26 protein-coding genes and 1 other RNA gene are annotated in these 26,174 nt (G+C 54.9%); 18 read left to right on the top strand and 9 right to left on the bottom strand.

The window, feature by feature from the left end:
- Positions 1-47 precede the first annotated feature (47 nt).
- On the top strand, positions 48-761 hold the full coding sequence (locus SD961_RS01335; protein ID WP_318788611.1) for a polyphenol oxidase family protein: 714 nt from the start codon (positions 48-50) through the stop codon (positions 759-761).
- Between the two features lie 65 nt (positions 762-826).
- Here SD961_RS01335 and rlmG read toward each other — a convergent pair whose 3' ends face one another.
- Entirely contained in the window at positions 827-1,954 is a 1,128-nt protein-coding gene (gene rlmG, locus SD961_RS01330) for a 23S rRNA (guanine(1835)-N(2))-methyltransferase RlmG (RefSeq protein WP_318788610.1), read from the bottom strand.
- An 82-nt stretch (positions 1,955-2,036) separates the two neighbouring features.
- Here rlmG and SD961_RS01325 point away from each other — a divergent pair, with 82 nt between their 5' ends.
- A complete protein-coding gene (locus SD961_RS01325; RefSeq protein WP_318788609.1) occupies positions 2,037-2,540 on the top strand; it encodes a M48 family metallopeptidase in 504 nt (167 codons plus the stop codon).
- Positions 2,541-2,585: 45 nt separating this feature from the next.
- On the opposite strand, the gene SD961_RS01320 is transcribed toward SD961_RS01325, so the two are convergent.
- On the bottom strand, positions 2,586-4,277 hold the full coding sequence (locus SD961_RS01320; protein WP_318788608.1) for a chloride channel protein: 1,692 nt from the start codon (positions 4,275-4,277) through the stop codon (positions 2,586-2,588).
- Between the two features lie 226 nt (positions 4,278-4,503).
- Here SD961_RS01320 and SD961_RS01315 point away from each other — a divergent pair, with 226 nt between their 5' ends.
- The 3 genes from SD961_RS01315 (at position 4,504) to sstT (ending at position 8,178) form a co-directional block, all read left to right on the top strand.
- Positions 4,504-5,493 (top strand): Gfo/Idh/MocA family oxidoreductase, encoded by a 990-nt coding sequence (locus tag SD961_RS01315; protein ID WP_318788607.1) that lies wholly within the window; start codon positions 4,504-4,506, stop codon positions 5,491-5,493.
- 246 nt (positions 5,494-5,739) lie between these two features.
- Positions 5,740-6,714, top strand: coding sequence for a TerC family protein (locus SD961_RS01310; protein ID WP_318788606.1), 975 nt, complete (start codon positions 5,740-5,742; stop codon positions 6,712-6,714).
- A gap of 231 nt (positions 6,715-6,945) precedes the next feature.
- Entirely contained in the window at positions 6,946-8,178 is a 1,233-nt protein-coding gene (sstT, locus tag SD961_RS01305) for a serine/threonine transporter SstT (protein ID WP_318788923.1), read from the top strand.
- A gap of 160 nt (positions 8,179-8,338) precedes the next feature.
- Here the strand turns inward: sstT and SD961_RS01300 are convergent, their stop codons facing one another.
- The gene (locus SD961_RS01300) at positions 8,339-9,829 is read right to left on the bottom strand and encodes an altronate dehydratase family protein (protein WP_318788605.1); all 1,491 of its coding nucleotides are present in this window, start codon (positions 9,827-9,829) and stop codon (positions 8,339-8,341) included.
- A gap of 10 nt (positions 9,830-9,839) precedes the next feature.
- Positions 9,840-11,288: a tagaturonate reductase gene (locus SD961_RS01295; RefSeq protein ID WP_318788604.1), complete on the bottom strand. Its 1,449-nt coding sequence runs from the start codon at positions 11,286-11,288 to the stop codon at positions 9,840-9,842.
- Between the two features lie 579 nt (positions 11,289-11,867).
- Here SD961_RS01295 and SD961_RS01290 point away from each other — a divergent pair.
- The 8 genes from SD961_RS01290 (at position 11,868) to SD961_RS01255 (ending at position 16,192) form a co-directional block, all read left to right on the top strand.
- Complete coding sequence (locus SD961_RS01290; RefSeq protein ID WP_318788603.1) at positions 11,868-12,545, top strand: DedA family protein; 678 nt, start codon at positions 11,868-11,870, stop codon at positions 12,543-12,545.
- Between the two features lie 35 nt (positions 12,546-12,580).
- Positions 12,581-12,931 (top strand): EnvZ/OmpR regulon moderator MzrA, encoded by a 351-nt coding sequence (mzrA, locus tag SD961_RS01285; RefSeq protein ID WP_412916641.1) that lies wholly within the window; start codon positions 12,581-12,583, stop codon positions 12,929-12,931.
- A gap of 156 nt (positions 12,932-13,087) precedes the next feature.
- Complete coding sequence (locus tag SD961_RS01280) at positions 13,088-13,462, top strand: DUF1090 domain-containing protein (protein ID WP_318788601.1); 375 nt, start codon at positions 13,088-13,090, stop codon at positions 13,460-13,462.
- Between the two features lie 46 nt (positions 13,463-13,508).
- Positions 13,509-13,814: a DUF883 family protein gene (locus SD961_RS01275; protein WP_306208296.1), complete on the top strand. Its 306-nt coding sequence runs from the start codon at positions 13,509-13,511 to the stop codon at positions 13,812-13,814.
- Positions 13,815-13,816: 2 nt separating this feature from the next.
- The gene (locus SD961_RS01270) at positions 13,817-14,209 is read left to right on the top strand and encodes a phage holin family protein (protein ID WP_318788600.1); all 393 of its coding nucleotides are present in this window, start codon (positions 13,817-13,819) and stop codon (positions 14,207-14,209) included.
- On the top strand, positions 14,209-14,490 hold the full coding sequence (locus tag SD961_RS01265) for a YqjK-like family protein (RefSeq protein WP_318788599.1): 282 nt from the start codon (positions 14,209-14,211) through the stop codon (positions 14,488-14,490). The genes SD961_RS01270 and SD961_RS01265 overlap by 1 nt, the downstream gene beginning before the upstream one ends.
- A 245-nt stretch (positions 14,491-14,735) precedes the next feature.
- Complete coding sequence (locus tag SD961_RS01260; protein WP_306208300.1) at positions 14,736-15,128, top strand: DoxX family protein; 393 nt, start codon at positions 14,736-14,738, stop codon at positions 15,126-15,128.
- Positions 15,129-15,205: 77 nt separating this feature from the next.
- Entirely contained in the window at positions 15,206-16,192 is a 987-nt protein-coding gene (locus SD961_RS01255) for a glutathione S-transferase family protein (RefSeq protein ID WP_318788598.1), read from the top strand.
- Positions 16,193-16,304: 112 nt separating this feature from the next.
- Here SD961_RS01255 and SD961_RS01250 read toward each other — a convergent pair whose 3' ends face one another.
- On the bottom strand, positions 16,305-17,207 hold the full coding sequence (locus tag SD961_RS01250; protein ID WP_318788596.1) for a LysR family transcriptional regulator: 903 nt from the start codon (positions 17,205-17,207) through the stop codon (positions 16,305-16,307).
- A 124-nt stretch (positions 17,208-17,331) separates the two neighbouring features.
- On the opposite strand from SD961_RS01250, the gene SD961_RS01245 reads away from it, so the two are divergent.
- Positions 17,332-18,036, top strand: coding sequence for a pirin family protein (locus SD961_RS01245; protein WP_318788595.1), 705 nt, complete (start codon positions 17,332-17,334; stop codon positions 18,034-18,036).
- A 162-nt stretch (positions 18,037-18,198) separates the two neighbouring features.
- On the opposite strand, the gene SD961_RS01240 is transcribed toward SD961_RS01245, so the two are convergent.
- The 3 genes from SD961_RS01240 to rsmI form a co-directional block, all read right to left on the bottom strand.
- On the bottom strand, positions 18,199-18,771 hold the full coding sequence (locus SD961_RS01240; RefSeq protein ID WP_318788593.1) for a UPF0149 family protein: 573 nt from the start codon (positions 18,769-18,771) through the stop codon (positions 18,199-18,201).
- A gap of 368 nt (positions 18,772-19,139) precedes the next feature.
- Positions 19,140-19,517: RNase P RNA component class A (rnpB, locus tag SD961_RS01235), an RNA gene on the bottom strand.
- Positions 19,518-19,549: 32 nt separating this feature from the next.
- A complete protein-coding gene (gene rsmI, locus SD961_RS01230; protein WP_318788592.1) occupies positions 19,550-20,407 on the bottom strand; it encodes a 16S rRNA (cytidine(1402)-2'-O)-methyltransferase in 858 nt (285 codons plus the stop codon).
- Positions 20,408-20,469: 62 nt separating this feature from the next.
- Here rsmI and SD961_RS01225 point away from each other — a divergent pair, with 62 nt between their 5' ends.
- From SD961_RS01225 to dolP, 4 genes are read left to right on the top strand one after another with little or no spacing between them, the layout of a single operon-like run.
- Positions 20,470-22,527: a penicillin-binding protein activator gene (locus SD961_RS01225; RefSeq protein ID WP_318788591.1), complete on the top strand. Its 2,058-nt coding sequence runs from the start codon at positions 20,470-20,472 to the stop codon at positions 22,525-22,527.
- Positions 22,485-22,877 carry a YraN family protein gene (locus SD961_RS01220; RefSeq protein WP_318788590.1) on the top strand — a complete coding sequence of 131 codons (393 nt, stop codon included), beginning with the start codon at positions 22,485-22,487 and terminating at the stop codon, positions 22,875-22,877. The genes SD961_RS01225 and SD961_RS01220 overlap by 43 nt, the downstream gene beginning before the upstream one ends.
- The gene (gene diaA, locus SD961_RS01215) at positions 22,858-23,499 is read left to right on the top strand and encodes a DnaA initiator-associating protein DiaA (protein ID WP_412916637.1); all 642 of its coding nucleotides are present in this window, start codon (positions 22,858-22,860) and stop codon (positions 23,497-23,499) included. The genes SD961_RS01220 and diaA overlap by 20 nt, the downstream gene beginning before the upstream one ends.
- A 10-nt stretch (positions 23,500-23,509) precedes the next feature.
- A complete protein-coding gene (gene dolP / locus SD961_RS01210; protein WP_318788589.1) occupies positions 23,510-24,082 on the top strand; it encodes a division/outer membrane stress-associated lipid-binding lipoprotein in 573 nt (190 codons plus the stop codon).
- 137 nt (positions 24,083-24,219) lie between these two features.
- Here dolP and SD961_RS01205 read toward each other — a convergent pair whose 3' ends face one another.
- Positions 24,220-26,130, bottom strand: coding sequence for a BglG family transcription antiterminator (locus SD961_RS01205; protein WP_318788588.1), 1,911 nt, complete (start codon positions 26,128-26,130; stop codon positions 24,220-24,222).
- Positions 26,131-26,174 lie beyond the last annotated feature (44 nt).

Below are 26,174 nucleotides of genomic sequence, written 5' to 3'. Positions count from 1 at the left end.
ACTGTGAAGAAAATGTTAATCCGCCAACTGCTGAAAAGGACCGGATCATGCCGCAACCCTACCATTCGCCCCTGTTATCCAGTCTGACGTGGCTTGATCACGCCTTCCAGCCAGCCGGAGAACGCCCACCGGAAGAGAGTATTTATAATCAGCAGCGCCACAGCGCCACGGTAGTGCTGGATACGGAAGCGCTGCCGGTCAAAAGCCGTGAGGCGGACGGGCTGATTGGCACAGGCACGCGCCCGGTGACGATTTATACCGCCGACTGCCTGCCGATTCTGATTGCGGATACACGCCACCAACAGGTCGCAGCAATACATGCCGGCCTTAACGGCGCATTGTCTGGCGTGTTGGTTAACACGCTTCGCCTGTTGACTGAACGGGGCGCAACGCCAGAAAGCCTGATCGTTGCGGTAGGCCCCGCTATTGGCCCCTGCTGCTATGAGCTGGGCGAAGAGCGCCTCGCCCGCATCCGGCAGGAGACACCAGAGATCGCCGCCCTTCTCGCCGTCACCCCCTCTCAGCCCACAAATGCAAAAGCCCTGCGGCCGCAGGCTGTGGGAACAACACAAGGAGAGTGGTTTGATTTGCCGCTGCTGGCTAAAAGGCTGGCGATGCGTGAAGGGGTGCCGGAGGCGCAGATTGAGCTGAGCCAGATTTGCACCTATTGCATGGCAGAGGAGAAGGCCAGCTTTCGCCGTAATACCCATTTTGCTCACGGCTATCAGCAGCGCTTCTCCTGGATCCGTAAGCGCAGCTAAATTCAGCGCAGTAAAAAGGCGGACTGTTTACACGGCCCGCCTTTTTTACTCTGAACAGCTGCGAACTAGCGCATCTTCACTGAACGCAGAATAACGAATTTCTGGTTAGAAGCGACGGTGGTGCAGTTGCCAAACAGCTTCTTCATTTTGCGGTAGTAATCGAGATGACGATTCCCGACAACACGCAGTTCCCCGCCCTGCTGCAGGCAGCGATACGAGTCACGCATCATCTGCCAGGCAATATAGTCAGTCAGCGTATTTTGCTGATGGAACGGTGGGTTACATAACACCGCGTGGAAGGCATTGGACGGAAAACCAGCCAGCGAGTTGTTTACCGAGAAGTGGCAGCGATCCCTGTCGTCAGGACGGTTCACTTCCACATTCATCTCGCTGGAGGCGACAGCCATCCAGGACTCATCAATAAAGTGCACTTCTGCCGCCGGGTTCTGATCCAGCGCCGTCAGGCCAATCACGCCGTTACCGCAGCCCAGGTCCGCGATTTCGCCCTCAATATTCTCCGGCAGGTTAGCCATAAAGAAGCGCGCGCCCACATCCAGACCGCTGCGCGAGAAGACGTTAGCGTGGTTATGGATCTCGTATGGCGTGTCATCCAGCGGCCAGATGGAGGTCATGGGGGCCTCTTCCAGCGCAGGCAACGTCGGCTGGCAGAAGATCAGCCTGGCCTTTTTCACCGCCAGCGAGGTGGTGGTCACGCCCAGCACACGTTCAAACAGGTTCAGCGTGGAAGTGTGAATATCTTTGGCTTTGCCTGCGGCGATGATCTGCGTCTCTGGCGTCACAACGCTACGCAGGGAGCGGAGCTGATGCTCCAGCAAGGCCAGCGTTTTAGGGATCTTCATCAGCACGCGCGCAGGCGCAACCGGCAGCGGAGCAAGGCTGTTGATAAACTTCACGTCGCCTTCATCCATCGCATTCAGATTCAGGTTCTGCCGCGTAGCCAGCTCGCCCATCAGGGAGTCGCTGATGCTGTACAGCTCTTCACCGTAAAGCCCACAAGCCAGCGCACCAAAGGTGTCGTTAAACAGGAATGTCGGTCCGGTAGTCTGGTCCTCTGCCACATGTTGCAGCAGATATTCATCAGCGGCATCCCACGCCTGCAGCGGGCTCTCTTCGCGCGTTTGAGGGAAACGGTGCAGCGTCAGCGTGCGGTGGCTCAGTTCGAGTTGGCTCATGGGATGACCTTAATGGTAAAATTCCCGCGTTTTATCCCCTAAAACGGGCTAACAGTAAACTTTTTTCTTTCCTGGAGTCTGCATGTCGTCGCTTATTTACCTGCAAGGTTACCCTGAATCGCTGTTGTCACAGGTGCAAACGCTGATCGATCAGCAGCGTCTGGGGGCGGTCCTGCAAAAGCGCTATCCGGCCAGCCACACCATTACCAGCGATAAAGCGCTCTACGACTATGCCCTGGCGTTGAAGAATCAGAGCCTGCGCAATGCTCCCCCGCTGAATAAAGTGATTTACGACAGTAAAATCAAGATAATGAAGCATGCGCTGGGCCTGCATACGGCCATCTCCCGCGTGCAGGGCGGCAAACTCAAAGCCAAGGCGGAGATCCGCGTGGCGACCATTTTCAAAAAGGCACCGGAAGCGTTTCTGCGCATGATCGTGGTGCATGAGCTGGCGCACATCAAAGAGAAAGATCACAACAAGGCGTTTTACCAGCTCTGTTGTCATATGGAGCCTGACTATCATCAGCTCGAATTCGATACCCGTCTCTGGCTGACCGACCAGGCTCTGCGGGGGCGTGAGGGCTGATCGCCCTGCGCCAGCCACGGAACCTGGCGTTGCATAACGTTCAGGCTACAGAAACTCCTTTGCCTTCTGGATCAGGCTGGTTTTGGTCAAGGCACCCAGATATCGCTTCTCCTGCGGATTATTCAGCACCGGTAAGCGCTCCAGCGTCACTCTGGCAAACGCTTCCCAGCTCTCAGTAATCGTTTGATTTTCAAAAATATAGGGGAAGGATTCATCCATGACGCAGCTCACCGGCGAATCCAGGGTGATCTCTTTATCCAGCACTTTTCTGGCGATATCGTGAATTGAGACCGCCCCCATAAACTGGCCGGTATCGCTGATAACGTAGACGAAGCGTTCACGCTTCAGTGAGCTGACCGCCAGCGCTTTCCCGACGGTATCGCCGGGCTTTAACGCCGCACCCGACACAATAAGCTGCGAGACAATACCGTTATCGAAATCGAATTTGGCGTCGGAGCGACTGAAGTGATTGCCAATCACCGGGTAGGTGCTGCTGGACTGCAGCCGGTAGACGGTCATTGAGGCCAGCACGCAGGCGATCATGGTGGGAAACAGCAGGCTGCTGTTGAGGGTCATCTCCAGCACCATCAGCATCGCCATCAGCGGGGCCTGGCTTACCGAAGCGAGGACTGCCCCCATTCCCACTGCGGCAAAAATCACCGTGTTGCTGACCGGCCATCCTGCCAGGCTGGCCAGCGTTGCCACTATCACGCCGAGTACCGCCCCTATCAGTAACGAGGGAGTGAAGAGGCCCCCAACGGCGTTAGATCCCACGGAAATCGCCGTAGCGATCATCTTCAGCGCCAGCAGCACAATCAGCCCTTTCAGCACAAAACTTCCGGCCATGATCGCAACAATCACTTCATAACCGTTTCCCAGAATATTGCTGCTGCCCACCGCCATCGCGCCGACGATAACGCCCCCTAATCCCAGCCGGAACGGCAGGCTTTTGATGCGGCCAAAACGCCGTTTGCTCTGGCCGATCAGCCAAATCATCGCCCAGCCCACCAGGCCCGCCAACAGACCCACTATCACCGTCAGCAGAATATTGCCGGGCGTCAGGTCAAACTGAGCGTGAGAAAAGGGATAAATGGCGGAACGGTAACCCAGCGTCCACATGGTCAGCACCGCCACGCCGGAAGAGATAATCAGCGGGATCAGTCGCTGTAAGGCGGAAATGCCAAACGCAATCTCCGCCACAAAAATCGCTGACGCCAGCGGCGCATGATACACAGAGGAGAGTCCGGCGGCGGCGGCCATCGCTACTATATCACTGTTTTTCAACGCAAGATGACGAAAGCAGAGCCGCCCCATCAGGCTGCCACTTAGCGCAGAAAGTTGCACCATCGGCCCCTCTTTACCTATGGAAGCACCGCTGCTGATGCTGGCAACAGAAGAGAGTGCGCGGAACAGAGAGGTTTTGGTGGGAACAGCGTCGAGCCTGGCGTTGATCACTTCCAGGTAGTCGGTACGGACCGTCTCTTTCTGTTCAATAGCGGTAGCATAACGCAGGAAAAAACCGGCAATCACGCCGCCCAGTCCCACCACCACCGGCCAGAGATACCACGGGTAGACGCCAATCGCCTGGGTCACATCCTGCTGCGTACCAAAGAGCACGGAGTTGATCATCTCAATCAACTGGCGAAACCCCAGCGTCACCAGCGTGGCCACCAGACCCACCGGGATAGCAACCAGAATGCTGGTCCAGTTCAGTGCGTGTTTACTGCCCGTCGTCATTGTTTATGCTCACCCTGGATGCGCGTATTTTCTCTTAGCGTGAAAGAGGATACGGTAAAAATCAAACTGCCTGAGACAGGATAACAGAGTGCCACACTGAGAGGCGCGCTTCGCTTTTTTTAGCCATTGCCCACGGCAACTCACGTGCTACTCTGACAGATAACGCCCAGGGCAGGCCCCTCTCCTGCTCCAACCTCACCCAAAACGTGTGGAGACTGAAACACGCATGATACGCTTCGCTGTTGTAGGGACGAACTGGATAACCCGTCAGTTTGTCGATGCCGCCCATGAAACCGGCAAAATGAAGCTGACCGCCGTCTACTCCCGCTCGCTTGAACAGGCTCAGGCCTTCAGCAAAGATTATCCCGTTGAACATCTTTTTACTTCGCTGGAGCAGATGGCGCAGTCAGAGGCGACAGATGCGGTCTACATCGCCAGCCCCAATGCCCTGCACTGCCAGCAGGCGCTGCTGTTTTTACAGCATAAAAAACATGTGATCTGTGAAAAACCGCTGGCCTCTAACCTGCGGGAAGTGGAGGCGATGATTGCCTGTGCCCGTGACAATCAGGTGGTGCTGTTTGAAGCCTTTAAAACCGCCAGCCTGCCTAATTTCCTGATTTTACAGCAGTCTCTGCCTAAAGTGGGCAAGCTGCGTAAGGCGCTGTTGAGCTATTGCCAGTACTCCTCGCGTTATCAGCGTTACCTCGATGGCGAGAATCCCAACACCTTTAACCCTGCCTGGTCAAACGGCTCCATTATGGATATCGGTTATTACTGCCTGGCCACTGCGGTCAGCCTGTGGGGCGAGCCTGGTCGCGTGACCGCTACCGCTTCTCTGCTGGAAAGCGGCGTGGATGCCCACGGAACAGTGCTTATGGAGTACGGCGACTTCGACGTCACAATCCTGCATTCTAAAGTCAGCCAGTCTGCGGTGCCGAGCGAGATTCAGGGTGAACAGGGATCGCTGGTCATTGAGCAGGTTTCGGAATGCCAGCGCGTCAGCTTTATGCCACGCGGCGCAAAAAGCCAGGACCTAAGTTATCCGCAGCATATTAATACTATGCTGTATGAAGCCGAGACGTTCGCCCGTCTGGTGGAAACTGATGAGATCGACCATGCAGGTCTCGCTACCTCACGTACCACGGCAAAGCTGCTGACTGAAATCCGTCGTCAAACTGGCGTCGTCTTCCCGGCTGACAATCTTGCGTCTGTGTAAACATTTCTAAATATGTCCAGTTGTGATTGACCTGTGCTGTGCCAGCCATTATCTTCTGGCACAGCATAGGGGAGTAACTTCAACGCCGAACGATCGTCAGCACGGTATCCACAGATATCCGGTCGTCGGGCAACAGGACAATGTACCTGCTGTGAGTGAGACCTGGCCTTAACCGGAACCTGTTTACCTTCTCTGAAGGAGGCAGCCTTCTTCTGAAAGCCAATTTTCATTTTACAGGATATCGCTATGCAATCTGTTGGCACGCCTCTGCTGTGGGGCAGCTTTGCCGTCATCGTCATCATCATGCTCGCTATCGACCTCTTCCTACAGGGGAGACGCGGCGCACAAACCATGTCAATGAAGCAGGCAGCGCTCTGGTCGCTCCTGTGGATCACCCTTTCTCTGCTTTTCGCCGCCGGTTTCTGGTGGTATCTCGACGGCAACATTGGCCGTGAAGTCGCCAATACGCAAACTCTGGCGTTCCTGACGGGTTATGTGCTGGAAAAAGCGCTGGCTGTGGATAACGTTTTTGTCTGGCTGATGCTGTTCAGCTACTTTGCGGTTCCTGCTGCAATCCAGCGCCGCGTACTGATCTACGGCATTCTTGGCGCTATCGTCCTGCGTACCATCATGATCTTCGCGGGAAGCTGGCTGGTTTCCGAGTTCAGCTGGATCCTTTACGTTTTCGGTGCGTTCCTGATTTTCACCGGCATTAAGATGGGCATGGAGGGCGGCAGCGAGGAGGAAAGCAACGTTGGCGACAAGCCGGTTGTGCGCTGGCTGCGGGGCCATCTGCGAATGACGGAAAATATGGAAGGCGAGAAGTTCTTTGTGCGGCGTAACGGCGTGCTGTTCGCCACGCCGTTGCTGCTGGTGCTGATTATGGTGGAGCTGAGTGACGTCATTTTTGCCGTTGACAGTATCCCTGCCATCTTCGCCGTCACCACCGATCCCTTTATCGTGCTGACCTCTAACCTGTTCGCTATTCTGGGCCTGCGTGCGATGTACTTCCTGCTGGCTAACGTCGCAGAGCGCTTCCACATGCTGAAGTATGGCCTGGCTGTGGTGCTGGTATTTATCGGTGTGAAAATGCTGATCGTCGATTTTTATCACATCCCGGTGTCGATCTCGCTGGCAACCGTGGGCGGTATCCTTGCGGTTACGCTGCTGGTTAATGCCTGGGTGAATCATCGCAACGACCAGAAGCAGTTAAGCAAATAATCGTGCCGTTGGCGGGGGCTGGTTCAGGCCAGCCCTCCGTATCGATTACCAGCGAATCTTTCTTATTGGCGGCCAATTCTTACCGACGTCAATTTTTCGAGACTTTTCCCTTCCCCTGACATCACATTTCCTTATACTCACCCGCGCAAACACACCGATGCCGCTCTGATCAGCGCATACGACGCTGGTGCGCATTGTTATTAATAACAAAAATGGTTTTTTATTATGAGTATGGAAAAACGTCGTCCCGGGCTGGTGCAGCGCCTGATGCAGGGAAGCCTGGTTACCCAAATCATGATCGGCCTGATCGCAGGTATTGCGCTGGCGTGGTTCTCCAAAGAGGGTGCGCTCTCCGTTGCCCTGCTGGGCACGCTGTTTGTCAGCGCCCTGAAAGCGGTTGCTCCGCTGCTGGTGATGGTGCTGGTCATTGCCTCTATTGCTAACCATCAGCACGGCAGCAAAACCAGCATCCGCCCCATCATCATCCTCTATCTGCTGAGCACCTTCTGCGCCGCCGTGGTCGCCGTGGTGTTCAGTCATCTGCTGCCGCAAACCCTGACGCTGACCGATGCCAGCCAGCAAATCACCCCGCCCTCCGGGATTCTGGAAGTGCTGAACGGTTTGCTGATGAGCATGGTTTCGAACCCTGTTGATGCGCTGATCCATGCTAATTATATCGGGATTCTGGTCTGGGCAATTGGCCTGGGCTTCGCGTTCCGCCACAGCAGTGACACTACGCGCGCTTTTCTGAATGATGCCTCCAACGCCGTGACTTATCTGGTGCGCATCGTGATCCGCTTCGCCCCTGTCGGTATCTTTGGCCTGGTAGCCTCGATTCTGGCCTCGACCGGTTTCTCTGCATTGTGGGATTACGCGCAGCTGCTGGGCTTGCTGATTGGCTGTATGCTGCTGATGGCGCTGGTGTTTAACCCGATTCTGGTTTACTGGAAAATTCGCCGTAATCCCTATCCGCTGGTCTTCACCTGCCTGCGCGAAAGCGGCGTTACCGCCTTCTTCACCCGCAGCTCTGCGGCAAATATTCCAGTGAACATGGCGCTGGCGAAAAAGCTCAATCTGGATGAGGATACCTACTCGGTTTCGATTCCCGTTGGCGCGAATATCAGTATGGCGGGTGCCTCCATCACCATTACCGTGCTGACGCTGGCAGCGGTCAATACGCTGGGTATTCAGGTGGATATCAGTACCGCGATCCTGCTGAGCCTGGTGGCTTCCATCTGTGCCTGCGGTGCCTCTGGCGTGGCGGGCGGCTCGCTGCTGCTGATCCCGGTAGCCTGTAATATGTTTGGTATTCCCAACGAGGTTGCCATGCAGGTGGTAGCGGTGGGCTTTATTATCGGTGTTCTGCAGGATTCAGCCGAGACTGCACTGAACTCCTCGGCGGATATTCTCTTTACGGCGGCGGCCTGTATGGCTGAAGATCGTCACCAGGAACGCCATGCCTGAAGTGCTGCAAAAGCAGGACTGAGGTCCAAAGCTGGCTTCTGCTCAGGAGTTATCACCCTGCGTGAGTTTTTGCAGAAAAGTCAGCTCTCAGCTTTACAGCAGGCTTGTCATCCAGGGTGGCGAGCCTGCTCTGTTTCCCTGCTGTTGCCTCACGTTATATTCAAAGCGTGACGCCACTTTTAAAAATCGCCAGCTCCCTGAAATCGTTCTGTTCATTACGGGTCTGGCGACCATTAGCAATCTCCACCAGCGTATCGACAAACTTCTCCAGCAGTACCGACATCTCTGTTCCTTTGATCAGGACACCAGCATCGAAATCGATCCAGTGCGGCTTTTTCGCGGCCAGCTCGCTGTTAGTGGAGAGCTTAACCGTGGGCACGAATCCGCCGTAAGGCGTCCCGCGCCCGGTACTGAACAGCACCATATGGCAGCCTGCGCCGGCCAGCGCGCTGGTTGCTACCGCATCATTACCCGGCGCACTGAGCAGGTTCAGACCCGGCTGATGCAGTCGCTCACCATATTTCAGCACATCAACCACCTGACTTTCTCCCGCCTTCTGCGTGCAGCCAAGAGACTTTTCTTCCAGCGTGGTGATGCCGCCCGCTTTGTTGCCTGGCGACGGGTTTTCGTAGATTGGCTGATCGTGGTCGATGAAGTAACGCTTAAAGTCATTAATCATATTCACCGTCTTCGCAAACGTCGCTTCGTCGCGGCAGCGGCTCATCAGGATCCGCTCGGCGCCAAACATCTCCGGCACCTCGGTCAGCACAGTGGTCCCGCCGTTGGCAATCATCTGGTCGGAAAAACGCCCCAGCAACGGGTTCGCGGTGATGCCGGACAAGCCGTCAGAGCCGCCGCACTCCAGGCCAAATTTCAGCTCGCTTAAGCGGCCTGGCTGACGCCTGTCGTGACGCATCACCTCAAACAGCTGGCGAAGATGCTCCAGCCCGGCCCCGACCTCATCATCATGCTGTTGCAGCGCCATAAAATGCACGCGCTCAGCATCATAATCGCCCAGCGTTTCACGGAAGACATCCACCTGATTGTTTTCGCAGCCCAGCCCAATCACCAGTACCGCGCCCGCGTTGGGATGGCGCACCATATTTTGCAGCATGGTACGGGTGTTTTCATGATCCTGCCCGAGCTGCGAGCAGCCAAAAGGGTGAGTGAAGAGGTGGACGCCATCAATGCCCGCCGCGTCATTACTCTCTTTCAGAAACCGGGTAACCATCTGCTTTGCAATACCGTTTACGCAACCTACCGTTGGCAATATCCACAGCTCGTTGCGGATCCCGACATCGCCATTTTTCCGACGGAAAATTTGCACCTCACGGTCGCCAGCCTGAGGCGGTAAGGTGGCGAAATCGGGTTGATAGCTGTACTCATCCAGATCGTTCAGATTGGTGCGGGTGTTATGCGAATGCAGCATTTCACCGGCGGCTACCGGCACGGTGGCATGCCCGATGGGCAGGCCATATTTAACAACCAGACTGCCCACGGCCAGCGGCTGAAGGGCACATTTATGCCCCCGCTCCATGCTCTGCTTGAGGATGACCTCTACTCCTGCAAAGTTCAGGCACTCGCCTTCAGCGAGATCGGTCAGAGCTACCGCCACGTTATCGTTTGGATGAATTTTAATGTAACGCTGCATCTGTTGTTCCTCAGTTCAAACGAATCAATGCCTGACGCACACCGTCACCGACAATGCGTTGCACATGTTCAGTCAGCGTGGCAGTTAAGCCGCTAACGCCGTTTAAGTCTTCGCCCCAGTGGTCCGACGCGCTCAGCACCGCTTCCACCAGCTGTTGCGGCGCCATTTTTCCACTATCCACCTGCTGCCACAGCGTGGCGAATGTTGTCAGCCAGGCTTCATCATCCTGCATAGCAAAGCTCTCCTCTCCCCGTTTGCCACGGTAATAAGCCAGCAAGGCGGCAAAAGCAAAGGTGAGACGCGCAGGCGGCTCGCCATGCAACTGACAGTGCCTCAGGATTTGAGGCAGTAAACGAGTACGAAACTTGGTCATGCTGTTCAGGGCGATAGCCTGTAACTGATGATGAATAAAAGGATTACGGAAACGGCTCAGTACCGCATCGGCAAAGCTGTTTAGCTCATCCGGGTGCTGGGAAAGCGTGGGAATAATCTCCTCTCTCAGCGTGCCGTTAACGAAAGCGGCAATATCAGCATCGGCCATCGCTTCCCCAACCGTATCCAGTCCGGCGAGGTAAGCGACCGGCATCATGGCCGTATGTGCCCCATTCAGGATCGCTACCTTCTGCTCTTTATAGGGTCTGATATCCTCCACCAGCCGGATATTAAGCGGGAATTTGTCCAGACAAAGCGCCTGTTCAAGCCAGGCAGGCCCCTGGATCGCCAGCAGGTAATAGATCTCTCCCGCCACCAGATACTCATCCTGATAGCCCAGTTGCTGCTGGATTTCTACGGCTTCCTGCGGATAGCCGGTAACAATTCTGTCGACCAGCGTTGAGCAGAAGGTGTTGTGCTGCTCAAGCCACTGCACAAAGGCAGAAGGGAGCGCCCACTCGTGCGCGTAGCGCAGTACCAGTGCCTTCAGCGCCTCGCCGTTATCATCAATCAGCTCACAGGGCAGCATCACCCAGCCTTTATCGCTGGCGCCGCAAAAGTGCTGCCAGCGGGCAAACAGCAGTTGCGTCAGCCTGGCGGGAAAACTGGCGGGCGGTCTCTCTTCCAGCCGATCGTTTGCATCGTAGTAAATACCGGCTTCGGTAGTATTAGAGAAAACGAAGCGGATCCCCTCCTCTTTTGCCAGCGCCATAAACGCTTCGTATTGCCGCCATGGATGGATCTCGGCATTCACTGAGCGGATTAGCCGGGGTTCGCTCACCACTTTCCCCTGCTCGTTCACGCCTCGGATCAGGGTGGTATAGAGCCCATCCTGGGAATTAAGGCTCCGCGTGGTCTGGCTGTTGCGCGGGCGCACCACGACAATACCGGCGTCAATGTCGGTATGTTCATTCAACAGGTCAATTTGCCAGCCAATGAAAGCGCGCAGGAAATTGCCCTCGCCGAACTGAATGATTCTTGTTGGGTAAGCCCGCCCCGGGAAGTTTTTGCGGTTCAATGCTGACATAGCCACATCCTTTACCTGAAAGCTGAGAATGAGTCAGCGCTGAAGGATGGCCGACGAATGGCTTCATGTTTAAAAGGTAGCAGGAGGGTTGTCCCTCTCCTCGCCGGGTAATTGCAGGATTGATCACACATTAAGGGTTTAATTGTGTATAAAAACCCGTTCAGGCACTTTTTTCGCCAGCAGCAAACATGGGGAAGCTGCAAAAAATTTAGAAATAAGCTACTCATGGCTTTTTTCAGCTCAAAGCTTGATAAATCGCATTTTAATAAATATCGCTCTCGCTCAATTCTTTGCAAAATAAGCGCTATAATGTCAGCCTGTGTAAAACTTCTTTTACCTGACTCCCAGGCCCTGTAAAACAACGTTGGCGACGAGTTTCTCCTGTCTCATTCGCCGCTATTTTGTTACAGTTAAACGCCTTTTCTTACCCGTTAGAGGGTATTCAGGGGGGCGTTCCGTTTTGCCTGTTAACCATAATACTGTCTGTGTTCAGACTGGGTGCCGCGCTCATAATAACGATTAACTCTTCGCGTCGGCCTCGTGCAGAACACCGTAAACAATGATGTTCGGGAACACCCAATGGATATTTTTAAAGCCCTGGTTCAAGCGCTTTGGCAACAAGATTTTGTCACCCTTTCCGACCCTACTCTGGTCTGGGCCATCTATTTTGTCCTGTTTATGATCCTTTTTCTGGAAAATGGCCTGCTTCCGGCTGCTTTTCTGCCCGGCGACAGCCTGTTGGTATTAGTGGGCGTACTGATTGCTAAAGGAACCTTAACCTTCCCTATGACCTTGTTTATTCTTACCACGGCGGCAAGCCTCGGCTGCTGGGTCAGCTATTTACAGGGGAAATGGCTGGGCAACACCCCTACCGTGCAAAAGTGGCTGTCGCACCTGCCCGCGCAATATCATCAGCGGGCCCATCAACTTTTCCACAAACATGGTCTTTCTGCTCTGCTTATCGGCCGCTTTATCGCCTTTGTCAGAACGCTGCTGCCCACTATTGCTGGCCTTTCAGGCCTGAGTAATACCCGCTTCCAGTTCTTTAACTGGATAAGCGCGCTGCTGTGGGTGCTGATTCTGACGGTGCTGGGCTTTGCGCTGGGCAAGACCCCTATTTTTCGCAAATACGAAGACCAGCTGATGTTCTGTCTGATGCTGCTGCCGCTGGTACTGCTGGTCTTTGGTTTGGTTGGCTCACTGGTCGTGCTCTGGCGCAAAAAGCGCAGCGCGAACAATGAGAAAGGAAACTCATAATGCTGGCTCTACTCAAACCCTATCTCTCAGTGCGGATGTTATCCATCCTCACGCTCTCTCTTGCCGCACTGATGCTGGTGATATTTGTCCCTTCGCTCTTTCGTAACGAGACGGCGCTGCAAATTCGCGTCTCACGACAGGGCACGACGCTGCCCGATGGTTTTTATGTTTATCAGCGACTTAACGCTGAAGGAATCCCCATAAAAAGCATCACGCCGGACAATGATTCGCTGGTGATACGTTTTGATACTCAAGAACAGAGCATTGCGGCGGAGAAAGTCCTGCACCAGATGCTGCCGTATGGCTTCGATATCAGCCAGTTCAATCCCCCTGGCTCCTCACAACTGATGAACCGCCTCAGCCTGCGAAAGCAGTCGGTAGGCTAGTTTTCAGCCGGATCAGCAAGCTATCTCTAAGAATCTTCTCTCTTTTTGAGCTTTTCAGGTTTTCTGACTATGCTTATCAGGCCAGAGAGACCCGATTCGTTTTTCAGGACTAGCGGGTCATATAGCGACCCAACACAATGGAAGGTAATTATAAGCATGAAATACCGCACTCTCCTCGGACTCAGCCTGTTTACTCTGACCACTTTTGCCACTGCTGCGGACACACTCTGTCTGCAAAAAGAGCAGGAAATTCAGCATGAAATCGACCTGGCCCAAAAACATGACAATCAACGTCGTGTCACTGGCCTGGAGCGCGCGCTGACGGAAGCGAAAGCGGGCTGCACTGATGAAAAGCTGAAGGCGCAGCATCAGGATAAGATTACTGAACTGAAGCAAAAAGTGGCCGAGCGGCAGAAAGAGCTGGAGAAAGAAAAAGCGGACGGCGATGACAGTAAAAAAATTGCCAAGCGTGAAAGAAAACTGGCAGAAGCAGAACAAAAACTGAAGGAAGTTCAGGCTGCACCTTACTGAGTAAGCGGCGCCGGACTCTCATTACTGACCATCAAAGGAGTTTGTCATGTCAAAAGATACTACGTCTGAACATCTGCGTGCAGAGCTGAAAACCCTGGCGGATACGCTGGAAGAAGTACTGAGCAATACCGGTGACAAATCCAAAACCGAGCTGGACAAGCTGCGCAGCAAAGCGCAAAGCGCGCTGAAAGATACTCGTGCACGCCTGGGCGACTCTGGTGAGCGTATTGCTCAAACCTCACGTGAAGTGGCCGATCAGGCTGATGTTTACGTGCGTGAAAACCCCTGGACCAGCGTAGGAATTGGTGCCGCCATTGGTGTGGTACTGGGTGTCCTGCTGACGCGCCGTTGATTATGGCAGATTCTCAACAACGCCACGGCCCCGGCAAAGGGGTCATTGATATCGGACAGCGTATCGTCACCACGATAGTGGGGATTGTGGAAACGCGTGTGCGGCTGGCCGTCGTCGAGCTTGAGGAAGAGAAAGCCAATCTGATCCAGATGCTGATCATGATTGGGCTTACCATGCTCTTCACCGCGTTCGGTCTGATGAGCCTGATGGTGCTGATCATCTGGGCAGTCGATGCACAGTATCGCCTGATGGCGATTGGCGTCACCACGGGCGTGCTGTTCGCTCTGGCTCTTATCTTTGGGCTCTGGACACTCGCCAAATCACGCCGCTCAACGCTGTTAAGCGTCACCCGTAAAGAGCTGAAGTCCGATCGGAAGCTGCTGGAGGATGAGTAATGAGCCGCGAGCGTGATGAACGCAAAGCCGGGCTGCTGCGTGAAATCCAGCAGCAGCGGCTTGACCTGAGCGCCGGTAAAAAGCGTTTTCTGGCCAGCACGGCCCGCTATGATCACGGCTGGCTGACGCTGGTTGGTCTGCGGCGCTATGTGGCGGTGGGAAGCGGCCTGATGGCTATCTGGTCAGTACGCAACCCGCGCTTTATTACCCGCTGGGCGAAGCGCGGCATTGGCGCGTGGAGCACCTGGCGCATGGTCCGTGCCTATCTTCCCCGCCGTTAGCCCCTTCAGCCCTCGCTGAGAGGGGCTTTTTTATTCCTCTACTCCTTCTTAACCCAGCAACATCTGGCCCGATCCTGCCATTCAATTTTCCTGAAGAACTTCGACAGTTTATCTCGCTTACAATACTTCCCTTTCACGAATATTATCTTCTGCAACGAACGGTACTGAGCGGTAAACACGTGTCAGGCCTGAATAAAACGTTGCAGGTGAGATTGCCTGCCTGATAAAACTTGTTAGGGTCAATCATGAAAAAATTAGAAGATATCGGCTTTTTGGTTGCGCGCATTCTGATGCCAGTGCTGTTTATTGTGGCGGGTTGGGGAAAAATTAACGGCTATGCCGGTACTCAGCAATATATGGAGCATATGGGCGTCCCGGGCTTTTTCCTGCCACTGACCATTCTGCTTGAATTTGGCGGCGGCCTGGCAATTCTGTTCGGTCTTCTGACTCGCTTCACCGCGATTGTGACTGCCCTGTTTACCCTGATCACCGCGTTTGTCTTCCACGCTGATTTCTCTGTGGATGGTAACTCAATCAACTTTATGAAAAACCTGAGCATTGCCGGTGGCTATCTGCTGCTGTTCATTACCGGCCCTGGCGCAATCAGTCTGGATCGTATCCTGAACAAAAAATGGTAAGAAACACCCGCTATACTCAGTAGCATCGAAGCGAGGAGACGATATCCTCGCTTTTTCATTTGTAGGAGGGAGGAATCATGGGACAACTGATTGACGGTGTCTGGCACGATAACTGGTACGATACCAAATCCACCGGCGGACGTTTCAAGCGCTCGGAATCGGCATTCCGTAACTGGGTAACCGTCGATGGCGAAGCAGGCCCGTCCGGTAACGGCGGCTTTCGTGCTGAAGCAGATCGTTATCACCTCTATGTTTCTCTGGCCTGCCCCTGGGCGCATCGCACGCTGATTATGCGCTCGCTGAAAGGCCTCGAATCACTTATTTCAGTTTCTGTGGTTCATCCACTGATGCTGGAAAATGGCTGGACGTTCGATGATAACTTTCCGGCAGCCACGGGCGACAGCCTCTACCAAAACGAATACCTTTATCAGCTCTATCTGCATGCGGATAAAGAGTATACCGGCCGCGTGACCGTTCCCGTGCTGTGGGACAAGCAGCAAAATACCATCGTCAGCAACGAGTCTGCCGATATCCTGCGCATGTTCAACAGCGCTTTTGATGCCGTTGGAGCAAAAGCGGGAGATTACTATCCTGCCGATCTGCGCAGCAAAATTGATGAGGTGAATAGCTGGGTTTACGACACCGTGAATAACGGCGTCTATAAATCTGGCTTTGCCACTTCCCAGCAGGCTTATGATGAAGCGGTTACCGCGCTGTTCCGCTCGCTGGATCGCCTTGAGCAAATGCTCGGTCAGCACCGCTATCTTACCGGCGACAGGCTGACAGAAGCCGATCTGCGGCTGTGGACGACCCTGGTAAGATTTGACCCGGTCTACGTGACGCATTTCAAATGCGACAGGCACCGTATTAGTGATTACCTGAATCTGAATGGCTTCCTGCGGGAAATCTATCAGATGCCGGGTCTGGCAGAAACGGTCAATCTGCCGCATATCCGCCATCACTACTACTGCAGTCATAAAACGATCAACCCATCCGGGGTGATCTCTCTCGGCCCGGCTTTCAACTGGGATGAGCCTCACGGCCGCGACGAGCGATTCCGTTAAGCTTTATGCTGCCGGCAGCAACGAAAACGGCCTCCTTTTTCAGGGAGACCGTTTTTCTCTCTCCAGGCGGCTTGATGCGCTGTTTCACCTGGATACTGGCATAAGGCGCGGTTTAGTTGCTCCGCTTCGCCATCAGTTTTGGGATTTCACGCAGGCACCAGGCTTTCGCTTCACCCATGCTGTCGCGTCGCCAGGCCATGATAATGTCAACCTCGCGGGTATATTCCGGGCTGACAACGCGCAACCGCCCTTCGGCAATATCTTTTTCCACCATCGGATAGGGCATGGAAGCCACCCCAAGCCCGGCAAGCAGCGCACGGTGCTTATCTTCGATTGAGCTGACGGTCAGCCGTTGTTGCTTGTCCAGCAGTTGCACAGTGAGCACCGGACGTTCCCGCGCGGTATCCGCGACGGCAATCCCGCGATATTTCACCCTGGTGACCTCTGACAGCGGCTCTGGCTCGTTATGAATGGGGTGATCCGGGCTGGCTACTATCACGCTGATCATGCTGTAGAGCTTGCGGGTATTGATCTCCGACGAGGCGCGGAAATGCATATCCGGCGCAATCACAATATCCGCCCGGCCTTGCTCCAGCCGCTCCCAGGCACCCGCAAGAACCTCAGTGACCAGCGAAATTTGCGTATTGGCTTTTTCGGCGAGCTTATCCAGCAGCGGAAACAGATAGCGGCTGGGCACCAGCGCTTCCGTGACGATTGTCAGGTGTGTTTCCCACCCTCTCGCCAACGCTTCGGCATCTGTCGTCAGCTTATCGGCCGCTTCCAGCAACACTCTTCCGCGCTCAAGCAGCATCCGGCCTACGTTGGTAAATTTGGTACGATGCCCGGAACGGTCAAACAGCACCACATCCAACTCTTCTTCCAGCTTCTGCATCGTGTAACTCAGGGCAGAAGGTACGCGGCCCAGCTCATCCGCCGCAGCCGCAAAACTTCCCCGCCGATCAATCGCATCCATCACTCTCAGCGCTTCCAGCGTCAGGGCGCGGTCTTTAGCCATAGCAGTTCTCTGTCAGGAATTTTGAATATACCGAGCAGATTAACTGGCTAACAATCTGCCGTCCAGAAACTTACCATAGAAGGATAATAAACGGTTGGCGAAATGAACTGACCGGGGAGGATATATGATTACCAGTCGCACCGCGCAAGAGTGTGGCAAGGCTGATTATGGCTGGCTGCAAGCGCGCTATACCTTTTCCTTTGGCCACTATTTTGACCCTAAATTACTGGGCTATGCGTCATTACGCGTGCTCAACCAGGAAGTGCTGGCACCAGGGGCTTCCTTTCAACCAAGAACCTATCCAAAGGTCGATGTACTGAATCTGATCTTGCAGGGAGAGGCAGAATATCGTGACAGCGAGGGCAATCATGTCACCGTCTGCGCGGGCGAGGCTTTACTGTTGTCGACCCAGCCTGGCGTAAGCTACAGCGAATTCAACCTCAGTAAAGAGCAGGAACTGACGCGTATGCAGCTGTGGCTGGATGCCTGCCCTGAGCGTGAGAATTCTGGCATACAGCGGATACAGATGGCTGAAAAGGTCCGTTATACGCTGCTCGCTTCACCTGACGGTGCGGATCGGAGCCTGCAACTGCGTCAACAGGTCTGGGTTCACCACGTCGTGCTGAAGCCGGGGGAGACGCAGACCGTGAAGCTTAACGGGCCACGCGCCTATGTGCAGTCGATCCACGGCAGTTTAAATGCGGTTGCCAGTTCCCAGGCTAAAGAAGAGTTAGTCTGTGGCGACGGTGCCTTTGTCTGTGATGAACAGAGCGTGACTCTGGTTGCTGAGACACCGCTGCGCGCGCTGATTATTGATTTGCCTGTTTAATTTAAGCCGGCACCAGGGAAATTTAGCGATCTGAAACAGAATCAGACGAAAACGGAGCTGTGCGTTTGTGATATACAGCTCATTGCGGCACCAGGGAAATTTTTCATATACAAAGCAAAACCCCGCTTACGCGGGGTTTTCTTTTTGCAGCAGCGGTGAAAATCAGACGTCAGATTTACGCAGTGCCGACCAGTAACCATAAAGCTGCAATGCGGCGGGGCTGATAACAGCCTGACTGCGTTCGTACTCTTCTGGTGTCATTTTATCAATGATTGCGGCCCCCTCTTCTGAAGCATGCAGCGCAATCGCGTCAAGCGCGGGCAGCAGGGTTTCCGGCAGGGCTGACCAGTTGTCCAGCCCCACACCTCGCAGATAGCCGAAACACCACTCTTCCACCACGATGTAATCTTCATCATCAACGGTGCTGTAGCCAAACAGCGGATCGAACTGGTCAGGGGCCGATGAAAGTCTTTCGGCAATATCGTTCTTGTGCTGGAACAGGAGGTCGTTGAACCGGGCCTCTTCCGCTTCATCAGCCCAGCGGGGAATATGCTGCTGTCCGCCCCACATCCCCGTGAGCCAGACTGAATTCTCCAACTTATTTGGCCCGGAAAGCACCGCAGTCAGCATGCCGTCCAGCTCAGAGATATCCAGCACGGATTCATCGTTGCCATACTCCAGCAACACCTCATCCAGCCACTCCAGTTGCTCTTCGTTAAGCGGTCCCGTATTCATACTCTGCTCCCCACAAGGATTTACGAACGATCCCTGAAGTTTACCTGCTAATCCTCTTTCCCGTAACGAAGAAAGCAGAAAGCTTGCTTTACCCTGCCCGTTGAAACGCAAAAACCCCGCCGAAGCGGGGTTTCTTTGATTGTTGAAGCTGACCGGTAAGCCGCTTTCTTTTTATAAAGAGCGTCGAGGACAGTCATTCATCGTCATACTCAGACTTAAACGCAAAAACTTCGCCGAAGCGGGGTTTCTTTGATTGTTGAAGCTGACCGGTAAGCCGCTTTCTTTTTATAAAGAGCGTCGAGGAGAGTCATTCATCGTCATACTCAGACTTAAACGCAAAAACCCCGCCGGAGCGGGGTTTCTTTGATTGTTGAAGCTGACCGGTAAGCCGGGTTCTGTCGAGGACAGTCATTCATCTAGGCCAGCAATCGCTCACTGGCTCAAGCAGCCTACCCGGGTTCAGTACGGGCCGTACCTGGTGAACCCCTATTTGGCCTTGCTCCGGGTGGAGTTTACCGTGCCACGAACTGTTGCCAGCCGCGCGGTGCGCTCTTACCGCACCCTTTCACCCTTACCTGATCCCACAAGTGGGCCATCGGCGGTTTGCTCTCTGTTGCACTGGTCGTGGGCTTGCGCCCCCCAGGCGTTACCTGGCACCCTGCCCTATGGAGCCCGGACTTTCCTCCCCTTTGTCTGTCTCCCCCGAAGGAGGACGGCAACAAAGCGGCGACTGTCTGGTCAGCTTCGGCGCGGATAATAGGGTATTCCGCGCAGTTTGTCACCCCTCTTGCTGCTCCAGAGCATACTTATAGAGGGCATTCTTTTTCACGCCGTGGATTTCAGCCGTGATCTGCGCTGCTTTTTTCAGCGGCAACTCTTTCTGCAGCAGGGCCAGCGTACGCAGCGCTTCCGGGGGCAGTGCATCCTCCTGCGCATGGAATCCCTCGACAATCAGCACCATCTCGCCTTTCCGACGGTTCTCATCTTCCAGTACCCAGGCCAGCAGCTCGCCCACCGGCGCGCCCTGAATGGACTCCCACGTTTTGGTGATCTCACGGGCGAGCACCACATAGCGATCCGTTCCCCATACCGTCACCATATCCTGTAGACTCTCCAGCAGACGGTGGGTGGATTCGTAGAAAATCAGCGTGCGAGGCTCCTGTTCAAGGGCGCGCAAAGTATCGCAGCGACCTTTGCTTTTGGCTGGCAGAAACCCTTCGTAACAGAATCGATCGGACGGCAACCCGGCAGCGCTTAATGCTGTAATCGCCGCACAGGCGCCAGGCAGCGGCACGACGCGAATGCCAGCTTCGCGGCAACGACGGACCAGATGGTAGCCGGGATCGTTAATAAGCGGCGTGCCGGCATCGGAAACCAACGCTATGCTTTGCCCTTCCTGCAGCTTAGCCAGCAATGTTTCTGCCTTATGCTGTTCATTGTGATCGTGCAATGCGAACAGCCGCGCATTGATGGCGAAATGTTGTAGCAACAGCCCGGTATGACGTGTATCTTCCGCTGCGATCAGGTCGACGCCTGCAAGCACTGATAGCGCACGTTGGGTGATATCGCCCAGGTTACCAATCGGTGTTGGAACGATATAAAGCGTGCTGGAAGAAATATCATCGCGTTGTTTCATTGTTTGATCCGAATTGCCGATTTAATATTGAGCATCTTGAAAAAAACATCACTGGATACAGTATGCTTCCTTCGAAAGTCATTCATAACAAAGCAGGACGCTGCATGCCTGTTCTGCTGGCCGCCTTGTTGTTTGCCGGGTGTACCAGCCAGGGCCCGCAAACGCCAACGGCGAATGTGCAGGGCGCAGCTACAGGCACTTCTGACTACTACCTGCAACAGATGCAGCAAAGCTCAGATGATAACAAGGTTGACTGGCAATTACTTGCAATCAAAGCGCTGCTTAATGAAGGGAAGTTCCCTCAGGCTAATGACCAGTTCTCCAGCCTGCCGCAGACGCTGAACGATACTCAACGTCAGGAAGCCCTGTTGTTAGAGGCTCAGTTAAAGCTGACACAGCAGGATGTTAAGGGTGCGACCGACCTGCTGAAACAGGTGGATGTCGCCTCGTTAGCGAAAGAACAACAGTCGCGTTTTTATCAGCTGCAGATTGCCGTGAACCAGGGGCGTCCCTCTCTGGAGGTACTACGCGCCTACATTGCGCAGGAGCCTTTGCTGACTAATCCGGCCGATAAGCAGAAAAATATCGACGTCACCTGGCAAACGCTGGTGCAGCTGACGCCCGATCAGGTCAACAATATGGTGATCAACGCGGACGAAAACATTCTGCAGGGCTGGTTAGATTTATTGAGCGTGTACAGGGCTAACAGCAACGATCCGGATATGTTAAAAGCGGGCCTTAGCGACTGGCAGACCCGCTACCCTAACAATCCGGCGGCCAAAATGCTGCCTACAGCGCTCAGCCAGGTGCAGAACTTCCAGCAGTCTTCAACCGGTAAAATCGCGTTGCTGCTGCCGTTAAGCGGTCAGGCACAGGTTTTTGCCAATGCGATTCAGAAAGGCTTTAACGACGCTAAAAATGGCGTGCTGGCCCAGGCTGCGGCTCCTGCTCCCACTGACGCGCCTGCCACCACAGAGGGCGCTCCTCAGCCTGACACTAACCCGGCAGATCCCGCTGCGGCAGTAAGTCCTTCAGCCGCGCCGACAGAAGCAAACAGCAACGCCGCAGCGGAGAGCACCCCTGCTCAGCCACAGCCTGCGGCGCAACCGGCTAATGTCGCTGATACCGCGCCGCCTTCCAGCGCGACGCAGGTGCAGGTTTATGACACCAGCACCCAGCCTGTTGATCAGGTACTGGCGCAGGCGCAGAGAGATGGCGCCACGTTAGTGGTCGGCCCGCTGATAAAAAGCGAGGTAGAGAAACTGGCCTCCCTTCAGACGCCGCTCAATATCCTGGCGTTGAACGAACCGGAGTCGGTACAGAACCATCCGAATCTTTGCTACTTTGCGCTTTCTCCTGAAGACGAAGCCCGAGATGCCGCTCATCATATGTGGGATCAAGGTAAACGATCGCCGCTGCTGTTGGTGCCACGCAGCTCGCTGGGCGACAGGGTCAGTAAAGCCTTTGCCTCTGAATGGCAGAAGCTTGGCGGCAACGCGGCCCTGCAACAGCAGTTCGGATCTGTCGGGGAGCTGAAGCAGGGAATCAACAGCGGCGCAGGCTTGCGCCTGACCGGTACGCCGATTACGCCGCAGCCAGAGCAGCCGCAGGGCGTGAGCATTGCCGGGCTGACCATTCCAGCGCCAGTGCAGGAACCGGCAGCAACCTCAGGTGAAAGCGGTAGCGTGGATGCGGTCTATATTGTGGCGACGCAGAACGAAATGGAGCTGATCAAACCGATGATCTCTATGCGTGTCAGCAGCCGTAATATGGTGCAGATGTATGCCAGCTCGCGCAGCTATCAGGCAGGTGCAGGCCCGGACTACCGTCTGGAGATGGATGGGTTGCAGTTCAGCGATGCCCCTCTGTTGTCCGGCGCGAATCCTGCGCTGATGCAGCAGGCAGCGAAAAATTTCAATAATGATTATTCGCTGGTTCGTCTGTATGCCATGGGCGTGGATGCCTGGACACTGGCTAACCACTTTAACGAAATGCGCCAGCTGCCGGGCTTCCAGATCAAAGGGGAAACCGGCAACCTGAGCGCTTCCCAGGAGTGCGTCATCAACAGGAAGTTGACATGGAGCCAGTATCGTCAGGGACAAATCGTTCCGGCAACCTGAGTCGCCAGCAAACGGGGGCGGGCTATGAGCAACAGGCCCGCCGCCTGCTGGAGAACGCAGGCCTGACCTTTGTGGCGGCAAATGTCCGCTATCGCGCAGGAGAGATAGACCTGATCATGCGCGACAGAATGACATGGGTATTTGTCGAAGTCCGTTATCGTCGCAACGCGCTTTTTGGCGGCGCTGCCGCCAGCGTGACCCGCAGCAAGCAGCAAAAGCTGCTTCATGCTGCCGCGCTGTGGCTCAGAAGCCGCAACAGTAGTCTGGAGACGACAGACTGCCGCTTTGATGTGGTGGCGATAACCGGGACACAGGTCGACTGGTTATCCAATGCCTTTACGGCAGAGTAGTGCCCTCTCAACGACTTACCAGGTGAATGAAGTGCTGGAAAGAATAAAAGTTTGTTTTACCGAAAGTATTCAGACGCAGATCGCAGCCGCAGAGGCGTTACCGGATGCTATCGCCCACGCAGCGATGACGATGGTACAGTCGCTTTTAAACGGCAACAAAATTCTGAGCTGTGGCAATGGAACCTCCAGCGCCAATGCCCAGCATTTTGCGGCCAGCATGATCAATCGCTATGAGACAGAGCGCCCCAGCCTGCCCGCTATCGCGCTCAGCGCGGATAACGTGCTGCTGACCGCTATCGGCAATGACAGGCTGCATGAAGAGATTTACGCCAAGCAGGTCCGTGCTCTGGGCCATGCAGGCGACATTCTGCTGGCTATCTCAACGCGCGGTAACAGCCGTGACATTGTGAAAGCCGTAGAAGCAGCGGTGACGCGCGACATGACAATCATAGCGCTAACCGGATATGACGGCGGCGAGCTCGCCGGTTTATTAGGACCGCAGGATGTGGAGATTCGCATCCCCTCGCACAGAAGCGCGAGGATTCAGGAAATGCATATGTTAACCGTGAATTGCCTGTGCGATTTAATCGATAACACGTTATTTCCCCACCAGGACGTTTGAAGGAGCTTAAATGAAGGCATTATCTGCAATGGCCGTGGTGCTGACCGCACTGATGTTACAGGGCTGCGTGGCAGCGGTTATCGGCAGTGCTGCGGTAGCGACCAAATCCGCCACTGACCCCCGCACCGTTGGCACCCAGGTGGATGACAGCACCTTAGAACTGCGCGTCAGCAATGCGCTCTCCAAAGATCAACAAATCAAAACGGATGCCCACATCGTTGCTACCGCCTACCAGGGCAAAGTGTTGCTGACGGGTCAGGCGCCTTCTGCGGATATCGCCAGCCGTGCGAAACAGATCGCCGTAGGTGTGGATGGGGCAACCGAGGTGTATAACGAAATTCGCACCGGCGATAAAGCGTCGTTCGGTACAGCCTCTTCAGATACCTGGATCACGACCAAAGTCCGTTCACAGTTGCTCTCCAGCGACCAGGTGAAATCGTCCAACGTGAAGGTCACCACCGAAAATGGCGAAGTGTTCCTGCTGGGTCTGGTGACCGAGGCTGAAGCGAAAGCGGCGGCAGATACGGCCAGCCGGGTCAGCGGCGTGAAACACGTGACCACAGCCTTCACTATTCTGAAATAACGCAGCACCTCCCCTACAGGCCGGAGTGGAGAGAAGACTTAACGTCCCGCTCCCCCGGCCTGAACACAAGCGTAAACTACGCCGGCAATCCAGGCAGAGACGAAAAGCCGATACCTGATTTTTTCAGCGGCGGAGACTCAAAGCCTGCTCAGACAATCCATCGCCACCGCCTTGAAGCTGGCGAAATCTCCGCTGTCACGCAGCCTTGTCATCGCCCTTTCACGCATAAACGTCACGAAGAGATCGTAGATAGCCATCGCCTCTTCATATTCCGTTTTGCTGATGGCCAGCAGGAAAATGACGTAAGCGGTCTCATCACCCCAGGCAATGCCCTGTGGAGCCAGCACGGTATAGACCACCGTTTTCTTCGCCAGCAGGCCCAGCGAGTGCGGTAAGGCAATGCCTTCACCCAGCATGGTGCTGACAATCGCCTCTCGCTCTTCAACGGAAGGCCAGAAATCGCTCTCCACCACACCCTCCTGCTCAAGCTGCTGGCACAGCGTCTGGAACAGGGTGGCCTGAGTCATTGGCTGATCGATAACGCAGAAATGCGCCGCGTCGAAGTACTTTTCCAGCATATAGGGACGGGTACGGTCCACCAGCACCAGCTTGCCGATCTGCTCAAGCTGATACTCTGTCGGGAAAGGAGACATCATCACCACCGGTTTGTCTTTCTCGCTCAGGCGCGCCGTGGAAATGACAAAGTCCTCCTCAATGGTGCTCTTCTGCTCATATTCACGCAGCGAGATGATGCTGCTGAGAACGATCTGCGGATACTTGCGGGTCAGCATGGCCTGAATCATCCGTACCGTAGAGTTGCCGGTATCACAGACCAGCAGGATCTGCGGATGGCGCTGATAGCCCACGTTGTAGTGCCGCTCCAGCCCGACGCCGATATGCAACACCAGAAAACCGATCTCATTTTCGCTAATCACGTAGGGGGTATATTTTCCCCAGCTGGAAACGGCCGCCAGGGTGACGTCATAAGCCATCGGATAGTGCTGTTTAATGTTGCTCAGCAGCGGATTGGGAATATTGATCTGATAGCGGACGCGGGTGATCATCGTTTTAATATGCGTAAGCAAATCCGCACGCAGCTGGGGATCGTTTTGCAGATTGAAGTTGTAGTGGTTGTTGATGTAGCTGAGGATATAGTCCACCAGCGACTCGCCGTCATCCGGGCTGATGGCGCTTGGCGCAATCTCCTCCACCCGCCGTGCCGCAATGTTGACACGCAGATAGGCCTCTTCCGCAGGCGAAATCGCCTTGCCGGTAATGGGCCGCATCAGATTGATGATATGGCGGGCGGCGTCGCGCACGTCCTCATCTACATCCTCTGCGCTGAAGTCCGACAGCGGATAGCCTTCGCTGATACGTCTGACCGCTACGGCGCAATAGAGGCGCAGATAAAACTCGCTGTCGTCCGTCATGCGAATATGGAAGCGGCTGAAACACTGATGCAGCAGCGGCTGAAGCGTGCCCAGCATGCCGCTGTTCAACGCCTCCAGGTTTAGCAGCGGATCTTCGCTGTCCTCCTGGGCAATCTGATAGAGCAGATCCGTCAGGCAGGTGCGCATCGCCACTTCGCTGCCAAACAGCTTCATACCGTAGCGGGGCTTGGTTTCAATCGCCAGCTGATAGCGCCCCAGCCACTCTCTTACTTCAGCCATATCGCTCTGCAGCGTGGCCCGGCTGACAAACCACTCGTCGGCCAGGTCCTCCAGCTTCAGAGAAAAGGCTGAAGTAAGAAATCGGGTTAACAGATAGTGTACGCGCGCGGCAGAAGTCCGGGGCACACGAAGATGGGAAGGTGACTGCTGTTGCAGCAGACTGTAGCGATCGGCATCCTCAATTTTTAGCTGATAGCCTTCACCGCGTGACAGGACAAAACGTACGCCATGATCGGCCAGCAGCTCGTTCAGGGTGGTGATGTCCGTCCGGACGGTACGCGTAGAAACAGCAAAGCGTCGCGCCAGCTCGTCCTGGGGCAACGTCTCGTTTTGTAACAGATCAAAAAGCTGAGCAAGGCGTTGGTTAGGGAATCTCACAAATGTTCCTGTCGTCAGGGAAGCCTGAAGCGGCCGGAAAGCTC

It is taken from the genome of Erwinia sp. MMLR14_017 (assembly GCF_033657285.1).
GTDB lineage: Bacteria > Pseudomonadota > Gammaproteobacteria > Enterobacterales > Enterobacteriaceae > Erwinia.
This window is presented reverse-complemented; position numbering and strand designations above follow the sequence as displayed.